At 71.8% G+C, this 16839-nt stretch carries 16 protein-coding genes; 10 read left to right on the top strand and 6 right to left on the bottom strand.

Going from position 1 to position 16839, the window contains the following annotated elements:
• Positions 1-34: 34 nt before the first annotated feature.
• Positions 35-439, bottom strand: coding sequence for an apotyrosinase chaperone MelC1 (melC1, locus tag ABT186_RS07220; RefSeq protein ID WP_351237060.1), 405 nt, complete (start codon positions 437-439; stop codon positions 35-37).
• 492 nt (positions 440-931) lie between these two features.
• Here melC1 and ABT186_RS07215 point away from each other — a divergent pair, with 492 nt between their 5' ends.
• Both ABT186_RS07215 and ABT186_RS07210 read left to right on the top strand, forming a co-directional pair.
• Positions 932-2434, top strand: coding sequence for an MFS transporter (locus tag ABT186_RS07215; protein ID WP_351923992.1), 1503 nt, complete (start codon positions 932-934; stop codon positions 2432-2434).
• A complete protein-coding gene (locus tag ABT186_RS07210; protein WP_351923990.1) occupies positions 2431-3024 on the top strand; it encodes a TetR/AcrR family transcriptional regulator in 594 nt (197 codons plus the stop codon). The genes ABT186_RS07215 and ABT186_RS07210 overlap by 4 nt, the downstream gene beginning before the upstream one ends.
• Before the next feature lie 6 nt (positions 3025-3030).
• On the opposite strand, the gene ABT186_RS07205 is transcribed toward ABT186_RS07210, so the two are convergent.
• Positions 3031-3657 (bottom strand): alpha-ketoglutarate-dependent dioxygenase AlkB, encoded by a 627-nt coding sequence (locus tag ABT186_RS07205; protein WP_351228891.1) that lies wholly within the window; start codon positions 3655-3657, stop codon positions 3031-3033.
• A 338-nt stretch (positions 3658-3995) separates the two neighbouring features.
• Between ABT186_RS07205 and ABT186_RS07200 the strand changes: the two genes are divergently transcribed.
• The 3 genes from ABT186_RS07200 (at position 3996) to ABT186_RS07190 (ending at position 8137) form a co-directional block, all read left to right on the top strand.
• A complete protein-coding gene (locus ABT186_RS07200) occupies positions 3996-5042 on the top strand; it encodes a tetratricopeptide repeat protein (RefSeq protein ID WP_351923988.1) in 1047 nt (348 codons plus the stop codon).
• Positions 5039-6073, top strand: a complete 1035-nt coding sequence (locus ABT186_RS07195; protein ID WP_351228895.1) for a polyprenyl synthetase family protein — start codon at positions 5039-5041, stop codon at positions 6071-6073. Before ABT186_RS07200 ends, ABT186_RS07195 begins: the two co-directional genes overlap by 4 nt.
• A 291-nt stretch (positions 6074-6364) precedes the next feature.
• A complete protein-coding gene (locus ABT186_RS07190) occupies positions 6365-8137 on the top strand; it encodes a M4 family metallopeptidase (protein WP_351923987.1) in 1773 nt (590 codons plus the stop codon).
• Positions 8138-8185: 48 nt separating this feature from the next.
• Here the strand turns inward: ABT186_RS07190 and ABT186_RS07185 are convergent, their stop codons facing one another.
• On the bottom strand, positions 8186-8857 hold the full coding sequence (locus ABT186_RS07185; protein WP_351923985.1) for an AIM24 family protein: 672 nt from the start codon (positions 8855-8857) through the stop codon (positions 8186-8188).
• A gap of 294 nt (positions 8858-9151) precedes the next feature.
• Between ABT186_RS07185 and ABT186_RS07180 the strand changes: the two genes are divergently transcribed.
• A complete protein-coding gene (locus tag ABT186_RS07180; RefSeq protein WP_502973150.1) occupies positions 9152-9811 on the top strand; it encodes a sensor histidine kinase in 660 nt (219 codons plus the stop codon).
• Entirely contained in the window at positions 9808-11295 is a 1488-nt protein-coding gene (locus tag ABT186_RS07175; RefSeq protein ID WP_351923983.1) for an FGGY-family carbohydrate kinase, read from the top strand. The genes ABT186_RS07180 and ABT186_RS07175 overlap by 4 nt, the downstream gene beginning before the upstream one ends.
• A gap of 89 nt (positions 11296-11384) precedes the next feature.
• Here ABT186_RS07175 and ABT186_RS07170 read toward each other — a convergent pair whose 3' ends face one another.
• Complete coding sequence (locus tag ABT186_RS07170) at positions 11385-12305, bottom strand: LysR family transcriptional regulator ArgP (RefSeq protein WP_351228902.1); 921 nt, start codon at positions 12303-12305, stop codon at positions 11385-11387.
• A 66-nt stretch (positions 12306-12371) separates the two neighbouring features.
• Between ABT186_RS07170 and ABT186_RS07165 the strand changes: the two genes are divergently transcribed.
• From ABT186_RS07165 to ABT186_RS07155, 3 genes are all read left to right on the top strand, one after another.
• Entirely contained in the window at positions 12372-12983 is a 612-nt protein-coding gene (locus tag ABT186_RS07165; protein ID WP_351228904.1) for a LysE/ArgO family amino acid transporter, read from the top strand.
• A 93-nt stretch (positions 12984-13076) separates the two neighbouring features.
• Positions 13077-14387 (top strand): MFS transporter, encoded by a 1311-nt coding sequence (locus tag ABT186_RS07160; protein WP_351923981.1) that lies wholly within the window; start codon positions 13077-13079, stop codon positions 14385-14387.
• A 78-nt stretch (positions 14388-14465) separates the two neighbouring features.
• Positions 14466-14834 (top strand): DUF6479 family protein, encoded by a 369-nt coding sequence (locus tag ABT186_RS07155; protein ID WP_351228906.1) that lies wholly within the window; start codon positions 14466-14468, stop codon positions 14832-14834.
• A gap of 31 nt (positions 14835-14865) precedes the next feature.
• Here ABT186_RS07155 and ligD read toward each other — a convergent pair whose 3' ends face one another.
• Both ligD and ABT186_RS07145 read right to left on the bottom strand, forming a co-directional pair.
• A complete protein-coding gene (ligD, locus tag ABT186_RS07150; RefSeq protein ID WP_351228908.1) occupies positions 14866-15831 on the bottom strand; it encodes a non-homologous end-joining DNA ligase in 966 nt (321 codons plus the stop codon).
• 73 nt (positions 15832-15904) lie between these two features.
• Positions 15905-16798, bottom strand: a complete 894-nt coding sequence (locus tag ABT186_RS07145) for a Gfo/Idh/MocA family protein (protein ID WP_351228910.1) — start codon at positions 16796-16798, stop codon at positions 15905-15907.
• Between the last annotated feature and the right edge of the window lie 41 nt (positions 16799-16839).

Here is a 16839-nt window from a genome sequence, read left to right as displayed (position 1 = left end):
TGCGGGTGACTCCGGAACTTCCGTGTGCGGGTGGTCAGTTGAGGGGGACGAGCGGGGCGCCCTGCAGCTCCACGACGGCGGCGCGGGCGGCGGCGCGGGGGCTCGGGACCGGGGCGTAGTGGCTGACGACGCTGATCCAGCTGCCGTCCGCGTTGCGCATCACATGCAGCTCGACCCCGTCGATGAACACGCCGTACCCGGAGCCGTGGTGGTGTCCGCCGGCGGTCGGGCGGCCCTGTATCCGGCGGCCCAGATAGACCTCGTCGAAGGACTCGGGACCCCCGTGGTCATGGCCGGAACCCCCGTGGTCATGGCCGGAAGGCGCGGAGGGAGAAGGCGGGGTGGCTGCGGAGGCCGGGGCTGTCTGCGCCTGGAGGCCGGCTGCGGCGGCGACGGCGGCTCCGGCCGCCAGGGCACGGCGCCGGGTGATTTCGGGCATGCGAAGTCCTTCTGGATCGCGGCGGGTTGATGACCCGTCCTGCCTATCCGTCGGCCGGCGGGCTCGGGAAATCGCGGACGGCGGGTTGGCTACGATCAGGACAATTGCCTACATGTCCTACAAACTTGAACGAAGATGATCTTGCCGTGAGGGGCGCCGTGCGCATGCCGGACGGGGAAATTCCACCCCGTTGGGGACTTCCCGAGGAGGATCTTTCGCCGTGCGCCTCCGGCTCGTGGCGCGGCTCACGTCCGAGAACTGACGCGAACTGCCGCCTGCGGCTCCGCCCGACTGACGCGAACTGCCGCCTGCGGCTCCGCCCGACTGACGCGAACTGCCGCCTGCGGCTCCGCCCGGAGGAGCCGCAGGCGGCTGCCGCCGCGCGTCAGAGGTCCAACGCGGCCGCCTGGGTGAATTGCCATTCACTCGCTATGGTGAATAACAATTCACCTCGCTTGTCCGCGGTGACAGTCGCCGACCGTTGGAGCACCCATGGCCCCGATACCCGCCCCGTCCGACCGGCCCCAGCCCTCTGTCGGGCCGGTCGGACGGCCGGGAGTGCGGGACCGGCTGACGGTCCCGGTGCTGGCCTTCGGCGGCATTCTCATGGCCGTCATGCAGACGGTCGTCGTGCCTCTGCTGCCCGCTCTGCCCCGGCTCACCGGCGCATCCGCGGGCACCGTCTCCTGGATGGTCACCGCCACACTGCTGTCCGGCGCGGTGCTCACCCCGGTGCTCGGCCGGGCGGGCGACATGTACGGCAAGCGGCGCGTGCTGGTGACCGCCCTCGGGCTGATGACGCTGGGCTCGGTGCTCTGCGCGCTCTCGTCCGACATCGGTGTGCTCATCACCGCGCGCGCCCTCCAGGGCGCGGCGGCCGCGGTCGTCCCGCTGTCGATCAGCATCCTGCGCGACGAACTGCCGCCCGAACGCACCGGATCCGCGGTCGCGCTCATGAGCTCCACCGTCGGTATCGGCGCGGCGCTCGGCCTGCCGCTCGCCGCGCTCGTCATCCAGTACGTCAACTGGCACGCCATGTTCTGGGTGACCAGTGGACTGGGCGCCCTCGGTCTCGTCCTCGCCTGGTGGGCGGTGCGAGAGTCGCCCGTCCGCGCTCCGGGCCGCTTCGACGTCCTCGGCGCGCTGGGGCTCGCCGCCGGGCTCGCCTGCCTGCTGCTCGGCGTGTCACAGGGTGGACAGTGGGGGTGGGGGAGCACGCGGATCCTGGGCCTGTTCGCGGGCTGTGCCCTGATCCTGACGCTGTGGTGCCTGCAGCAGCTGCGCGCCGGGCGGCCCCTCGTCGACCTGCGGCTGGCGTTCCGGCCGCGCGTCGCGCTGCCCCACCTCACCGCGCTTCTGGTCGGCTTCGGCTTCTACGCCAACACCCTCGTGACGGCACAGCTCGTCCAGGCCCCGAAGGCCACCGGCTACGGGCTCGGGCTGTCCGTTGTGGCCAGCGGTCTGTGTCTGCTGCCCGGGGGCGTGATCATGCTGCTGTTCTCGCCGGTCTCGGCCCGGATCTCGGCGGCCCGCGGCCCGCGCGTCACCCTCGCCCTGGGCGCGGCCGTCCTCGCCGTCGGCTACGCCGTGCGCATCGCGGACAGCCACCAGCTGTGGATGATCATCGTGGGCGCGTCGGTCGTGGCGACCGGTACGACCCTCGCCTACTCGGCGCTGCCCACACTGATCCTGCGCGCCGTACCGGCCGGGCAGACCGCCTCCGCGAACGGCGTGAACGTCCTGATGCGCACAATCGGCCAGGCCGTGTGCAGCGCCGCTGTCGCCGCGGTCCTGGTCCACCATTCCAGCGTCGTCACCGGCGCCCCCGTACCCACGCTCCACGGCTATCTGCTGGCGTTCACGATGGCGGGCACGGTCGCCCTGGCGGCCTGTGCCACCGCCCTCGCCATCCCCGGGGACAATGCTTCCGGCGGCACCCGTCGGGCCCGCGGGCGTACAAAGGCGTCCCACGACGAGGCGCTGGAAGGAGCATGAGCGTCGTGACCACCTCATCCGCCACCGGCACGGCCTCGGCCCCCGCCCGCCGTGACGCCGAGGCGACCAAGGCCGCCATCCTCCGCGCCGCCCGCCATCTGCTCGCCCGGCACGCCCACGCGGACATCACCCTCAAGGCGGTCGCCGACCAGGCGGGCGTCAGTCCACCGCTGATCCTGAAGTACTTCGGCAACAAGGACACGCTCTTCTCCCAGGTCATGTCCTTCGAGACGGACGCCGCCGCACTCCTGGACGCACCACTGGCGGACCTCGGCCGGCACATGGTCCGCCATGTCCTGGTGAGCCAGACCGAACAGGGCGCCGACCCTCTTCTGCGCATCGTGTTCGCGCCCCTGCACGGCGAACAGGGCGACATCCTGCGCGCCAACTTCCGCACTCAGGTCAGCGACCGCCTCGCCGCACGCCTGTCAGGACCCGACGCGGGTCTGCGCGCGGAACTCGCGGTGGGCACCCTGCTGGGCCTGGGGGTGATGTTCGGCATCGCACGGGGCACACACGTGCGTGCCACCGACCTCGACGACATCGTCGAGCGCTACGCACCGGCCGTACAGGCGCAGCTGACCCTCTGACCCGGGTCAGTTCACACCCTGTGGCCGGAACTGGATGCTGATCCGGGGCCCGGTGGCCCGTGTGCTCTTGGGGATCGCGTGCTCCCAGGTCCGCTGGCAGGAGCCGCCCATCACGATCAGGTCGCCGTGCCCGAGCGGGCGCCTGACGGCATGTCCGCCGCCGCGCGGCCGGAGCGCCAGATCGCGGGGCGCGCCCACGGAGAGGATGGCGACCATGGTGTCCTCGACCGCGCCCCGGCCGATCCGGTCCCCGTGCCAGGCCACGCTGTCGCGGCCGTCCCGGTAGTAGCAGAGCCCGGCCGTCACGAAGGGTTCCCCCAGCTCCGTCGCGTAGTGCGCGGACAGAGCGTCGCGCGCTTCAGTGAGGACGGGGTGCGGCAGCGGCTCGTCGGCGTGGTAGTACGCGAGCAGCCGGGGAACGTCCACCATCTGCTCGTACATCTGGCGTCGCTCGGCGTGCCACGGCACCTCGGCGGCCAGTTTCTCGAACAGCGCGTCGGCGCCGCTGAGCCAGCCCGGCAGCAGATCGATCCATGCCCCGGCCCCGAGCCGGGTCCGCCGCAGCCCCTCGAGCGGGCCGAGCCGGAGGTCGTCGGTCTGGTCGAACAGGGAGCCCTGGAGGTGCGTGGCCATACAGGCAGCGTACCTCGTTATTCGAAAATGTGTTCCCCTGTGAGGCGAGGGATGCTCGGTCCTCTTGTGGCGCATGTCAACTCCTTTGCTGCGAAGCAACCTTGGAGATGTGCGTGACGTCCTGATCAATAACGGGCGGGTGGCGCAACCGATCACTGGAATGAACTCCCGGGCGGATGTCCGATGTGCTATACGCACCATGTATAGATTCTGTGTATACGAGGCGTGTATACGCGGTGTGTATAGCTGGTCGGCCGCAGTGCCTCCCGTCGCCGACAGCCAGCACCCGCCGGCCAGCGCCCAGCCGCGCCCGGTCGGCGGCAGACCGAAAGGAATTCATGTACGGCAAGGCCTTCGCCCCGGAGTATCAGGGCGCTCTGACCTCCCTCTCGGTGAACTCCTCACTCACGGACGTCCTGGCCGCAGGCACCGAGCGGCTGCGCGCCGCCGAGCGCGCCGGTGCCCGGGAGGAGGCCGCGCGCTCGGGACTGGCGGTCGCCGAGGCGCACCGCAGGCTCGGCCAGGTCGCCGACGCGGACCGGGCATGGAAGGCGAGCTACCGCACCGCGCGAGAGGCCGACGACACCGGGGCGATGGCCTGGGCCCTGTGGAGCGGCGGCACGCTGGCCCGGCAGCGCGGCGCCCTGCCGCTGGCCTGGCGGTTGCTGCGGCTCGCCGCCGAACTCGGCGAGCGGGCCGGGGATGTCGTCGTCCGCGGATATTCGCTCGCGGGAATGGCCGAGACCGGACGCATCCAGGGCGACTACGAGGCCGTGACCGCGCTGCACGAACAGCTCCTGGCCGAGGCCCGCCGCCGCGGCGAGGCCCGCCACACCGTCTGGGCGCTGGAGGGCATCGCCCAGATACACCGCAACACCGGCTCGTACGACACCGCGTACGCCATGTTCGAGGAGGCGGCCGAGATCGCCGCAGGTGCCGACGACCGCCGCGGTCACGCCTGGGCCCTGCGCGGTCTCGCCGACATCCTCTCCGTACGGGACGGGGACACCGAGCGTGCCCTGGAGCTGCTCGCCGAGGCCGAGGTCGGCTGCCGGGAGATGAACCTCGCCGGGGCGCTCGCCTACAACCACAAGATGCGCGGCAACGTCCTGTACCGAGCCGGACGCCACGGGGAGTCCCGCGACGTCTACGCCCAGGCGCTCGGGGAGTTCGACGGGATGGGCGAGCCGCGCGGAAGGGCTCTCGCCCGCCTCGGCCTCGTCAAGTCGCTGGCCCGGCTGGGCCGCGACCGCGCCGAGACCATCGCCGACCTCGACGAGCTCGCCCGCACATTCGACGGGATCGGACTGCGGCACGGCCGTGAGATGGTCCTGCGGGCGTACGAGGAACTCGGGCTCGCGTCGGTGGAGGGGGCCGGACGATGACCGTCCCCGCCACAGCCGACGTCCTCGGCTCCCCGCGGACCGACCTCGACGCTGGACGCATCCTGCACCGCGCCCGGGACCTCGTCGCCCCCGCCCTCGCCGATGCGATCGCCACCCTGCACCCCTGGGTCGCCGAGATGAGCGACTACGCGCTCGGCCGCCACGGGACGGACGCCGCCCACCGTCAGGGCAAGGGTGTACGCCAGGCGCTCGCCGTACTCGGCGCCGAACTGACCGGCGCGTCCGCCGAGGCCGGCATACCGGCCGCCGTCGCCGTCGAACTCGTGCACACCTTCTCCCTGTTGCACGACGACATCATGGACGGGGACGCCCTCCGCCGTGGTCGCCCCGCCCTGTGGAAGGCGTACGGCACCGGCCCCGCCGTCCTCGCGGGCGACGCGCTGTTCGCCCTCGCGGTGGAGACACTGAGCACCGCCCCGGGGGCCGTGCGCCGGCTGTCCTCCGCTCTTGGTGACCTGGTGCACGGCCAGGCGGACGACCTGCTGTTCGCACACCGTCCGTGGACGGGCCCCGAGTCGGTGACCGTGGGGGAGTACGAGACGATGGCCGAGCAGAAGACGGGAGCGCTGCTCGGCTGCGCCCTCGCTCTGGGTGCCCATCTCGGCGGCGCCGCGGACGAGACGGCCTCCGCGCTCGACCGGGCCGGCCGCCACCTCGGTGTGGCGTTCCAGATCGTCGACGACCTGCTGGGCATCTGGGGAGATCCCGAGGCCACCGGCAAGCCCGTGCACGGCGATCTGCGCCAGGGCAAGAAGACCTTCCCCGTTCTCGCCGCCCTGGACACTCCCTGTGGCCCGGAACTGGCCGAACTGCTCGCCGCCCGCGACGACATCGGCATACGCCGGGCCGCCGCCCTCGTTGCGGAGGCGGGCGGCCGTGCGGCGGCCCTGCGCGAGGCGCGCCGGCATCTCTCCGCCGCCGACGCCCTCCTGGACTCCGTTCCGTCCTCCCCGCGCCCGGCCGCCGAGCTGCGCGTCCTGCTGACGGCGCTCACCCGGCGCACGGTCTGACGTCCCGATGCGACCTCGGTCACATCCACGCCATGAGCGGGCTGTGAACGCAACCCTGATGGGTTCTCGCGCATCTGTTCACGCGACGCACGGTTGGTCTTCGGTCCATCGCGCAGACGTGAACATTCGTAAAGAGATCGCTTTCAAAGGCGTAAAAGGAATCCTTCCGGCTTTACATGTACATGTCGCATAGATGAGGGTGACGCACGGGGCCCGACCAGCCCCGGCGCCCAACGGCGCCGTGCCTGTGGGCGGTTGGCGATGCCGACCGCCCTCCTACGAAGGAACTCCGTGCGTAGACCCCACATACGCAGCCTGGCCGTCGCCGTCTCCGTGACGACGGCGGCAACGCTCCCGGTCGTCCCGGCGCTCGCCGACGCGCCCGCCGTCGCGGCGGCCGCGGCCTCTTCGCCGGTCGAGGCGGCCCGGGCCGCCGCATTCGCCCACGCCTCCGCCACTGGTGTCACGCGGGGGGACACCTTGCAGGCGAAGGACGTCATGACGGACCCGGACGGCAAGCAGCACGTCCGCTTCGTCCGCGCCCATCAGGGCATGCCCGTGCTCGGCGGCGACATGGTCGTCCACCTCGACCGGCAGGGCGGCTACCTGGGCGTGACCCGCGCCGCCGACCACTCCGTCAAGCCGGCCACCACCGACTCGAAGCTGACCGCCACGCAGGCCGAGCAGAAGGCCGCCGCGGCCGCGCAGGGCGACGCGGGCACCGCCGAACTCGTCGTGGACGCGCGCGACGGCGGCTCCGCACTCGCCTACCAGGTGCGCGTCACGGACAGCCGCGCCACCGAGGCCGGCGGCTCCCGTACGGTCGTCGTGGACGCGCTGACCGGCCGGATCCGCAGCAACACGCCCGACAGCGACGAGTTCATCTCGCCCGCCCTCCAGGACGCCCTGCGCAGGCGGGGCGAGTCGGCGACCCCGGGGACCGACGGCGGCGCGGCTCTCTCCGGCCTCACGGCGGGAACGGGCGCCGCGGCCGCCCGCTACCCCTCGACCGCGAGCGGCGCCGGCTCCTCCCTCTTCGTCGGCAAGGTGCCGCTGACCACCACCCGGACCGCCCGCACGAGCTACCTCCTCAAGGACCCCACCCGCTGGGGCACCGAGACCCGGGACGCCAAGGGCCGGGAACTGGAGACGTTCTCCAGCGGCACCAAGTTCACCAGCACCACCGACAAGTGGGGCAACGGCGTCACCTCGAACCGTGCCACCGTCGCGGTCGACGCCCAGTACGGCATCACCAAGACGCTGGACTTCTACAACAAGACCTTCGGCCGCAAGGGCATCAAGAACAACAGCGCGGGTGCCCGCGCGATGGTCCACTTCGGCAACAAGGTCGGCAACGCCTTCTGGGACTCCACCTGCGGCTGCATGCTCTACGGCGACGGAGACGGCGACCTGTTCAAGAAGCCGCTTGTCGTCCTCGACGTCACCGGTCACGAGCTGACCCACGGCGTCGTCGACGCCACCGCCGGCCTCGAAACCCATGTGGACACGCACGGCAACCAGATCGGCGAGCCGGGCGCCCTCAACGAGTCGCTCGCGGACATCTTCGGCTCGGGTGTCGAGTTCGCCGCCAACAACCCGCAGAACCCGCCGAACTACCTGATGGGCGAGAAGCTCGGGCTGCGGCAGAAGTTCCTGCGCCGTCTCGACCACCCGTCCCTCGACAGGCTCGAGGGCGCGATCGACTACTGGTCGGCCCAGACGCACGACACAGAGGTCCACGCCGGCTCCGGCGTCTCCTCGCACGCCTTCTACCTGCTGGCCGAGGGCAGCGGCAGGAAGACGATCGGTGGCGTGGCGTACGACTCCCCGACCTACGACGGCTCGCGGGTGACCGGCATCGGGCGCGCGAAGGCCCTGGCGATCTTCTACCGGGCGCTGACCCGGTACATGGTCTCCACGACGGACTTCCACGACGTGCGCACCGCGACGCTGAAGGCCGCCGCCGACATCTACGGTGCGAACAGCACCGAGTACAGGACGGTCGACAAGGCCTGGGCCGCCGTCGACGTGACGGCCGCCAACACCCCGGCCGTCGGCCACTGACCGGGCCGCCACCCGGAGGGGCCCCGCCGCAGGGCGGGGCCCCGCTCGTCAGTGCTCCTTCTGCGGGGTCTGCTCACTGGGCCGTACGACCACGAACCCCTCGCCCTCCAGCTTCAGCTGCACGGCCTCGCCCGAACCGCCGCGCAGCATCGACCCGATGGACTGCGACCGGCTCAACGAGGTGTGCAGCCGGGCCGTCCAGCCCACCACCGCGTCGGTGTCGACGTACACCGGCTGCTGCGGTGAGACGGGTATGACGAGCGGATTGCCCTCGCAGATCAGCCCCAGCCTGCCGTGCCCGGTGAACACGCTGTTGAAGAGGCCGCCGCCGGTGATCCCCGCACCCTTCACGGTACGGATCTCGTACGACAGACTCGCGTCGAAGCACAGCACGTTGCGCCCGTTGACGGTGAACTCGTCGCCCGGCTCGACCTCCACGATGAAGCAGTTCTGCGCCTCGTGCGCGAACCACGCCTCGCCCTGTCCGCGCACGGCCATCAGCGGCAGCCCCTCACCGGTGACCGCCCGCTTGAGCATTCCGCCCACGCCCTGACCCTTGCGTTCGAACTGCAGGTTCCCGCGGTAGGCGACCATCGCCCCCTGCCGCGCGAGCATCTCGCCGTTCACGACGTACCGGATGGACTTGGCGTTCTGCACGGACATGCCCGGTGTGATGGCCGGCTGCACCATGTGGTCACTGGAAAAGAGATCACCCTTCATGCGCGCATCCTGTCCCGGAGGACTCCCCTCCGCCAAGATCACCGACGTTGTGAAACGGCAACAACTTGCCACCGGCACACCGTGCTCCTCGTGACCGGGTGCGCGGCGGGCGGGACGACGATGGAGCGCGCGGTTGGCGCCGCCGACGAGGCCAAGGGCACGCCGCCGCCCGCGTCCCCTTCCCCCTCCGCAACCACTCCGGACGCGGCCCCTCAGGAGCTGTCCGGCTGCCGTACGACCACTCGAGCGGCTTCAGCGTCGTCGGCACCGGCTTCGAGGGCGAGTCCTTGAGCGGTGGCCGGGGGTCCAGCTCAGCGGAATCGATCCGCGGGCGGTGGGACCGTACCGGCTGACGTCGCGGCCGCCGAAGCGGGCACCCTGCGACTGCACCGCGAACCCGTCCGCGCCGACGAACTCCTCGCCCAGGTCGCCGCGGCCCACCGCGTTGCCGCCGACAGCGCGGGCATCCGACTGGTCACCACGGTCGGCGGATGCCTCTGGCTGGACGCCGATCCGGTCCGTATGCGGCAGGTGCGCGGGAACCTCGTGTCCAACGCGATCCGCCACACCCCCGCCGACGGCACGATCACAAACTCCGCCCGCGTCGACGGGGAGGAGATCGTCTTCGAGGTGGCCGACACGGGCAGCGGCATCGTCCCGGGGGACCTGCCGCACGTCTTCGACCGGTTATGGCGGGCCGAGAAGTCCCGCAGCAGACGTACCCGCGGCAGCGGTCTGGGCCTGCCCATCGTCCGCCGGCTCGCCTCCGCCCACGGCGGCGTCCGACCTGGGCGCCGGCTCGGTCTTCACCCTGCGGCTTGCCGGCGACGGCGGCGCCCGGAGAGGTCTGAAACTCCGGAAGCGGACGCCGACTTCTGCGTTCCGGCCGGTGATCGTCCCCCAAGAGGGGAACGATGTCCCGGGGGTCTCGACGCGGAGGACGTGAACGCATGACGGTGCTTGGTGTCGACATTGGTACGTCCAGCAGCAAAGGCGTGCTGGTCGGCGCGGACGGGACGGTGCTCGGCACCGCGGTCCGTCCGCACGCGGTCAGCCGCCCAAGGCCCGGCCACGTGGAGATGGACGCGCGTGTCTGGTGGGACGAGTTCGCCTCGCTCGCCCGGGAGCTGGTCGGGCCCGGCACTGTCGTCGACGCGGTCGGCGTCAGCGGCATGGGCCCGTGCGTCGCCCTCGCCGACGAGACGGACACGCCGCTGCACCCGGCGATCCTCTACGGCGTGGACACACGAGCCACGGCCCAGATCGCCCGCCTGGAGGCCGACCTGGGCCGGGAGGCCGTCCTCGGTCGCTGCGGGTCGCTGCTGTCCACTCAGGCGGTCGGCCCCAAGATCGCCTGGCTCGCGGAGCACCGCCCTGACGTCGCTGCCCGCGCCCGGCGGCTGTACATGCCCAGCTCCTTTCTGGTGCACCGGCTCACCGGCGCGTACGTCCTCGACCACCACTCGGCGAGCCAGTCCGTACCGCTCTACGATTCCACCGCCCAGGACTGGTACGGCCCCTGGGCCCGCCGCATCGCGCCGGACATCGAACTGCCGCCGCTGCGCTGGCCCGGCGACATCGCCGGCCACGTCACGGCCGACGCGGCCGCCGCCACCGGGCTCCCAGTCGGCATCCCGGTCGTCACGGGCACCATCGACGCCTGGTCGGAGGCGCTCAGTGTAGGTGCACAGCACACTGGCGACCTGATGCTCATGTATGGCAGCACCATGTTCCTGATCAACACCGTTTCGGAGCGGCTTCTCGTGCCCCAACTGTGGAGCACCGTGGGCGCATTGCCGGGAACGCGCAGTCTGGCGGGCGGCATGGCGACCTCCGGTGTGATCACCGACTGGCTGCGGGACCTCCTCGGGACCCCCGACCACACCGTGCTCCTCGCCGAGGCCGAGGCGTCCGGACCCGGCGCCAGGGGCCTGCTGATGCTGCCCTACTTCGCGGGAGAGCGGACCCCGGTCGCCGACCCGGACGCGCGCGGAGTCATCGCCGGTCTGACCGTGGAGCACACGCGCGGCGACCTCTATCGCGCCGCACTGGAGGCCACCGCCTTCGGTGTACGCCACAACGTCGAGGCGATGCGCGCCGCCGGAGCCGACATCCGCCGGGTCGTCGCCGTCGGCGGAGGCACCCAGGGCGGCCTGTGGACCCGTATCGTCTCCGATGTCACCGGCCTGGAACAGGAGATCAGGACCGTCACGCTCGGCGCGAGCTATGGCGCCGCGTTCCTGGCCGCGGGTGCGATCGGGGACGCCGACATCGACGACTGGAACCCGGTGCGCGAGCGCATCGCACCCGACGCCCGACGGCGGTCCCGCTACGACGACCTGTACGACCTGTATCTGCGGCTGTATCCGGCGACCCGGGACATCAGCCACGCCCTGGCCCGCCACCAGCGCGCCACCGCGGACGGCCGGCCCGGGTGAGGCCTGGCCCTTGCCGCCCGGAGGCTCTTCGAGACCGTCGTGAGGCAACTGCTCCAGGGGCTGTCAGAAGGACACCCGGCGCCGCCGGGTCAAGCGCGGGGTCCGTTGCCGAGAGCATCGGCCGCCGTGGCCACGACCGCCTCGGCCACCGCGGCCAGCGCGGGGGAGTCCAGCTTCCACTGCTGCCAGTACAGCGGGACGTCCGAGGTCCGGTCCGGGGCCAAGTGCACCAGCCGACCCGCCTGCAGCAGCGGCCCGGCCTGCTGCTCGGGCACCATGCCCCACCCCATCCCGGCCGCCACGGCGTCGATGAAACCTTCCGACGTCGGTACGAAGTGCCGTCGCGTGCCCGCCCCATCGGTGAGCCGCAGCCCCCGCAGAAACCGGTCCTGGTAGTCGTCGCGCCGGTCGAAGGAGACGACGGGCGCGGCGGCGATCACCTCGCGCAGCGGAACCCGGGGCCAGGAGCCCAGCCACCGCGCGACGAACCGGGGGCTCGCCACGGCCACGTACCGCATCCGCCCCAGACTGCGCACGCTGCAGCCCGCCACCGGATCCGGCGACGATGTCACCGCGGCCATCACCCGCCCCTCGCGCAGCAGCGCGGCCGTGTGCGCCTCGTCCTCGCGGTGCAGCTCGAAGCCGATCCGCAGCTCCTCGGGCACGCGGACGAGCGCCGGCAGGAACCAGGTCGCCAGCGAGTCCGCGTTCACCGCGATCGACAGCCGCGTCGTCTCCCCGCCTCCGGTCATGCCCAGCTCGGCGCGGGCGTCCCGCTCCAGGCGGGCGAGCTGGCGTGCGAACCGCACGACGACCTCACCGGACTCCGTGGGCCGTACCGGTTTCGTGCGGGTCAGCAGCACCCGCCCGGTGCGCTGCTCCAGCGCCTTCACCCGCTGACTGACCGCCGAGGGCGTCACATGCAGAACCTGCGCGGCCGCGTCGAACGTGCCCTCGTCCACGACGGCAAGCAGCGTGCGCACCTGGTCGAGGGGAAGCTCCGTCATCACATCCGCTAATGATACGTAAGAATCTTTAGCTGTACTCTTCGTCCAGCGGTTCCTAACGTCGGTGCCATGACCAACGCCCTGACCGCCCTGGCCGCCGGATTCGGCACCGGACTGTCCCTCATCGTCGCGATCGGCGCACAGAACGCCTTCGTCCTGCGCCAGGGCATCCGCCGGGACGCCGTGCTCGCCGTGGTCGGCATCTGTGCCCTGTCCGACGCCGCGCTGATCGCGCTCGGCGTCGGCGGGGTCGGCGCGGTCGTGGTGGCCTGGCCCCGGGCGCTGACCGTGGTCGGACTGATCGGCGGCGCCTTCCTGCTCGGCTATGGCGCCCTGGCCGCCCGGCGGGTCCTCCGCCCCTTGGCGATGCAGTGGGAAGGAGCCTCGGAGGGATCCCGCAGACGGGCCGTCCTCACCTGTCTGGCGATGACATGGCTCAACCCGCACGTCTATCTCGACACCGTTTTCCTGCTCGGATCGATCGCGGCCGGCCACGGTCCGCTGCGCTGGACCTTCGGCCTCGGCGCGGCCCTCGCCAGCCTCTGCTGGTTCGCCTCGCTCGGCTTCGGCGCCCGACTGCTCGGCCGCTTCCTGTCCCGCCCCTCCTCCTGGCGCGTCCTGGACGCCCTGGTGGCGGTGACGATGATCGCGACGGGCGGCATGCTGATCGCCGGCGCCTGAGCCGACCGGGAGCGCCCCCGCCCTCCGCGATCACAGACGGATCAGTGATAGTGAACCCTGAATCGAAAGGTGTACGACACAGTCAGGAAGTCCGTGGACACGAGCGAGAGCACGACCGATAACGAATCGGCACCGGAGGGCGACAAGCCGGAGGGGGCGCGCGCCAAGGCCCGGGGCTGGCGCCGCTGGGCGATGGACACCCGGCCGCTGCGCCGCCCCGCCTACCGCCGGCTGTGGTCCTCCACCATCGTCACGTCCATCGGCAGCCAGCTCACAGCGGTCGCCGTACCCAAGCAGATCTACGACATCACGGGCTCATCGGCGTGGGTGGGTTACGCGAGCCTCGCCGGACTCCTGCCGCTCGTGCTCTTCGCCCTGTGGGGCGGCGCCATCGCCGACAGCATGGACCGCCGCAGGCTGCTGCTGATCACCAACTCCGGTCTGGCCGTCACCTCCGTGCTCTTCTGGGTCCAGGCCGCCACCGGTCTCGGCTCGGTCGTCGTCCTGATGACGCTGCTCGCCCTCCAGCAAGCCTTCTTCGGACTCAACGCCCCCGCCCGCAGCGCCTCCATCGCCCGTCTGGTCCCGGCGGACGAACTCCCGGCGGCGAACGCGCTCGGCTCCACCGTCATGCAGACCGGCCTGGTGGCAGGACCGCTCCTCGCCGGCGCCCTCATCCCCGCCATCGGCCTGTCCGAGCTCTACCTGATCGACGCCCTGGCCCTGTGCGTGACGGTCTGGGCGGTCTTCCGGCTCCCCGCCCTCCCGCCCCTGACGACCGCGGCGAACAGCCGGACCGGTGTGCAGGCGATAGCCGAGGGCTTCCGCTACATCTCGATGCACAAGGTCCTGTTGCTGTCCTTCCTCGCCGACATCATCGCGATGGTCCTGGGCATGCCCCGCGCCCTGTTCCCCCAGCTCGCCGCGCAGACGTACGCGTCCTACGGGCAGGGCCTCGCGCTGGGCCTGCTGTTCGCGGCGATCCCCGTCGGCGCGGTGCTCGGCGGCCTGATGTCCGGCACGTTCTCCCGCGCCCGCCGCCATGGACTCATGGTCATCGCCGCGGTGATCGCCTGGGGCGCGGCCATCACCGGCCTCGGACTGACCACGAACCTGTGGGTGGCCGTGGCCTTCCTGGCCGCCGCCGGAGTCGCCGACATGGTCTCCATGGTCTTCCGGGGCGCGATCCTGCTGTCGGCCGCCACCGACGAGATGCGCGGCCGGATGCAGGGCGTGTTCACGGTCGTGGTCGCCGGTGGCCCGCGCCTCGCGGACGTTCTGCACGGCACGGTCGGCTCGGCCCTCGGCGCGCGCACGGCCGTCGCGGGCGGCGGCCTCCTGGTCATCGCTGCCGCCCTCGGCCTGGCGCTGGTGACACCGGCCCTGCGCGAGTACCGGATCTGACCCGCGAAAACGCCGAATTCAAGATTCCTGGAAAATTCTCCGGGAGCCATTCCAATTCAACGGGGGTATGGTCATGGCATGAATACGGCGAGCTATGTAGTACTGGCTGTATCACAGGAACAACTCAACGTGTTCTTCGCCTTTCTCGGCGGAATGATCGTATCCGGCGCACTGATCTGGGCCGTGTCTCTCGGTATGCGCGTACGAGACCGGGAACCGGCACCACCCACGCCCGAGGAGCAGCCCCACCTGCCCGAGGGCGGTGCGGTCCATGAGGAAAGGGAAGTGCGGGAGCCCGAAGAGATGCCGCACGCGACCCAGGAGAGCGAGCGGCTCATGCCGTACGAGCTCCACCACGCGGCGAGCAAACGGTGCGAGGACCAGCACCGCAAGCGCTGGCTCCCCGGCTCCAGCGGCGCGTTCGGCAGCGGCGGCCCGCCCCACTGAGCCACCGGGCACGTGTCCGCCCAAGGGCCCGTCACGGCAGGTCCGCCGCCGAGTCCTCCGGCGCCAGGTCCGGACGCAACCGCAGCCAGGAGGGCTGTCGCAGCAGTCCCGCCCGGGTGCGGGAGCTGTAGCGGACCTCGCCGACGAGTCTCGGCAGGACCCAGCGGGCCCCCGGCACCCGCGGGTCGGGATCGAAGGGGCACACTCGTGTCTCCAGGGCCTGGAGCAGGCGGGCGAGTTCGGCTCGTTCGCCCTCGCTCCAGCCCGTCCCCACCCGGCCGACGTAGCGCAGCCGCCCCGCCTCCCGCTGACCCACCAGCAGCGCTCCGGGCAGTCCCGACAGCCGTCCCCGGCCGGGCAGCCAGCCGCCGACGATCACGTCCACGGCCCGTATGTTGCGGATCTTGATCCAGGAGCGGGAGCGCACCCCGGGCTCGTACACCGAGTCGAGCCTCTTGCACACCAGCCCCTCCAGACCGTGCGCCCGGGTCGCTTCGAGTGCCTGCGCGCCATGGCCGACGAGCGCACCCGGCGTCGACCAGTAAGGCCCGGCCAGCGCGAGCCCCTCCAGTTCCTGCCGCCGCCTGGTGTAGGGGAGTGCGGTGAGGCGGCGCCGCAGAAACATCACATCGAACAGCATGAGATGTACGGGCGTGTCCGCCGCGCGGCGCGCCGCCAGCGTGGGGGAGTGGGCCAGCCCCATACGGGACTGCAACCGCTGGAAGTCGCCGCGGCCCTCCTCGTCCAGCGCCACCACCTCCCCGTCCAGAACGGCGGGCGTCGCGCCCAGAACGCCGGACAGCGGACGGAGTTCGGGATAGGCGCCGGTGATGACCTCGCCCGACCGGGCGCGCAGCTCCAGGCTGCCGTCGCCGGGCAGATAGACCACCACCCGCTGGCCGTCGTGTTTCGTCTCGTACGCCCACTGCGCGTCCTGCCGGGCAGGCGGCAGGGAGCCGGGGGTGGCGAGCATGGGGGCGATCAGCGGCAGTCTCACGGGTCAGTTGTGGACGGCGGTGTGCGGCCTCACGCGTCCCGACCGGGGGTTTTCCCCTGAACGGGCGCCCTCGCTACCCCTGCGCGGCCTGCCCGATCAGCTCCTGCAGCCGTAGGCCGCGCGCGGCGTCCAGCTCGCCGGACACCCCGGTGCGCACCGCCGTGGCGAACTCGCTGCGCAGCACCGGCCAGGCCTGCTCGTAGTCGAGCCCGGCGGTGTCGTACACCAGCGGGGGCCGTGATCCGAAGAGTTCGATGCGGGTGCCGCCCTGCGGGACGTTCACCGAGCCGGACAGCGAGCACTGGCTGATCGCGCCGTTCGTGTGCTCGCAGGTCAGCTCGATCCAGCGGCGGGGGTCTCCGGCTCCCCGTACACGGGCGACGGGACCGATCGCCGCGTCCAGCAGGTCGAGCAGGTGGGGACCCACGTCGAGCAGCGCGCCGTGCTCCAGACGCCAGGGCGTCGCGAAGTCGCCGCCCAGGAAGGCACCGCTCAGCCCGCAGGCACGCGCACCGGCGACCTCCAGGCTTCGCGCGGCGGCCAGGAACCGGCGGGCGGCCGGGTGGTAACGGTTGGTCAGGACGAGCTGGGAGACGACCCCGGCCTCCCCGACCGCGTCGGCCAGCCGTCGAGCCGACGGCAGATCCGCCCCCAGCGGTTTCTCCAGCAGCAGCGCCTTGCCCGCCTTCGCGGCCCGCCACGCCAGTTCGGCCTGCACCGCCGGAGGAACCGAGAAGGCCACCGCCTCGCATCCGTCGAGGAGTTCCTCGAACCGGGCGGCGACCCCCGCGCCGTACGGGGCCGCGGTCTCGCGGGCCGCCTCCTCGCGGCGCGCCCACACCGCCGTCAGACGGGTCTCGGGCCCGGCCGCCAGCACCCTCGCGTGCACGGCGCGCGCCCAGGGACCGGCGCCGACCAGCCCGACCCTCACCGGTTCGCCGGCCCATGGCAGTGAGACATCCGTCATGGAAGGAACTTCATCACGACTCCGCGACCTTGAACAGATGC

Source organism: Streptomyces sp. NPDC001634, assembly GCF_040298185.1.
Classification (GTDB): Bacteria; Actinomycetota; Actinomycetes; order Streptomycetales; family Streptomycetaceae; genus Streptomyces.
Note: the sequence above shows the minus strand (reverse complement) of the source record. Positions and strands in the feature narration are given on the sequence as shown.

What these genes read in the sequence shown, in the direction of transcription:
- melC1 (WP_351237060.1), bottom strand. Translation starts at nt 439, where the DNA reads ATGCCCGAAATCACCCGGCGCCGTGCCCTGGCGGCCGGAGCCGCCGTC.
- ABT186_RS07215 (WP_351923992.1), top strand. Translation starts at nt 932, where the DNA reads ATGGCCCCGATACCCGCCCCGTCCGACCGGCCCCAGCCCTCTGTCGGG.
- ABT186_RS07210 (WP_351923990.1), top strand. Translation starts at nt 2,431, where the DNA reads ATGAGCGTCGTGACCACCTCATCCGCCACCGGCACGGCCTCGGCCCCC.
- ABT186_RS07205 (WP_351228891.1), bottom strand. Translation starts at nt 3,657, where the DNA reads ATGGCCACGCACCTCCAGGGCTCCCTGTTCGACCAGACCGACGACCTC.
- ABT186_RS07200 (WP_351923988.1), top strand. Translation starts at nt 3,996, where the DNA reads ATGTACGGCAAGGCCTTCGCCCCGGAGTATCAGGGCGCTCTGACCTCC.
- ABT186_RS07195 (WP_351228895.1), top strand. Translation starts at nt 5,039, where the DNA reads ATGACCGTCCCCGCCACAGCCGACGTCCTCGGCTCCCCGCGGACCGAC.
- ABT186_RS07185 (WP_351923985.1), bottom strand. Translation starts at nt 8,857, where the DNA reads ATGAAGGGTGATCTCTTTTCCAGTGACCACATGGTGCAGCCGGCCATC.
- ABT186_RS07175 (WP_351923983.1), top strand. Translation starts at nt 9,808, where the DNA reads ATGACGGTGCTTGGTGTCGACATTGGTACGTCCAGCAGCAAAGGCGTG.
- ABT186_RS07165 (WP_351228904.1), top strand. Translation starts at nt 12,372, where the DNA reads ATGACCAACGCCCTGACCGCCCTGGCCGCCGGATTCGGCACCGGACTG.
- ABT186_RS07155 (WP_351228906.1), top strand. Translation starts at nt 14,466, where the DNA reads ATGAATACGGCGAGCTATGTAGTACTGGCTGTATCACAGGAACAACTC.
- ABT186_RS07145 (WP_351228910.1), bottom strand. Translation starts at nt 16,798, where the DNA reads ATGACGGATGTCTCACTGCCATGGGCCGGCGAACCGGTGAGGGTCGGG.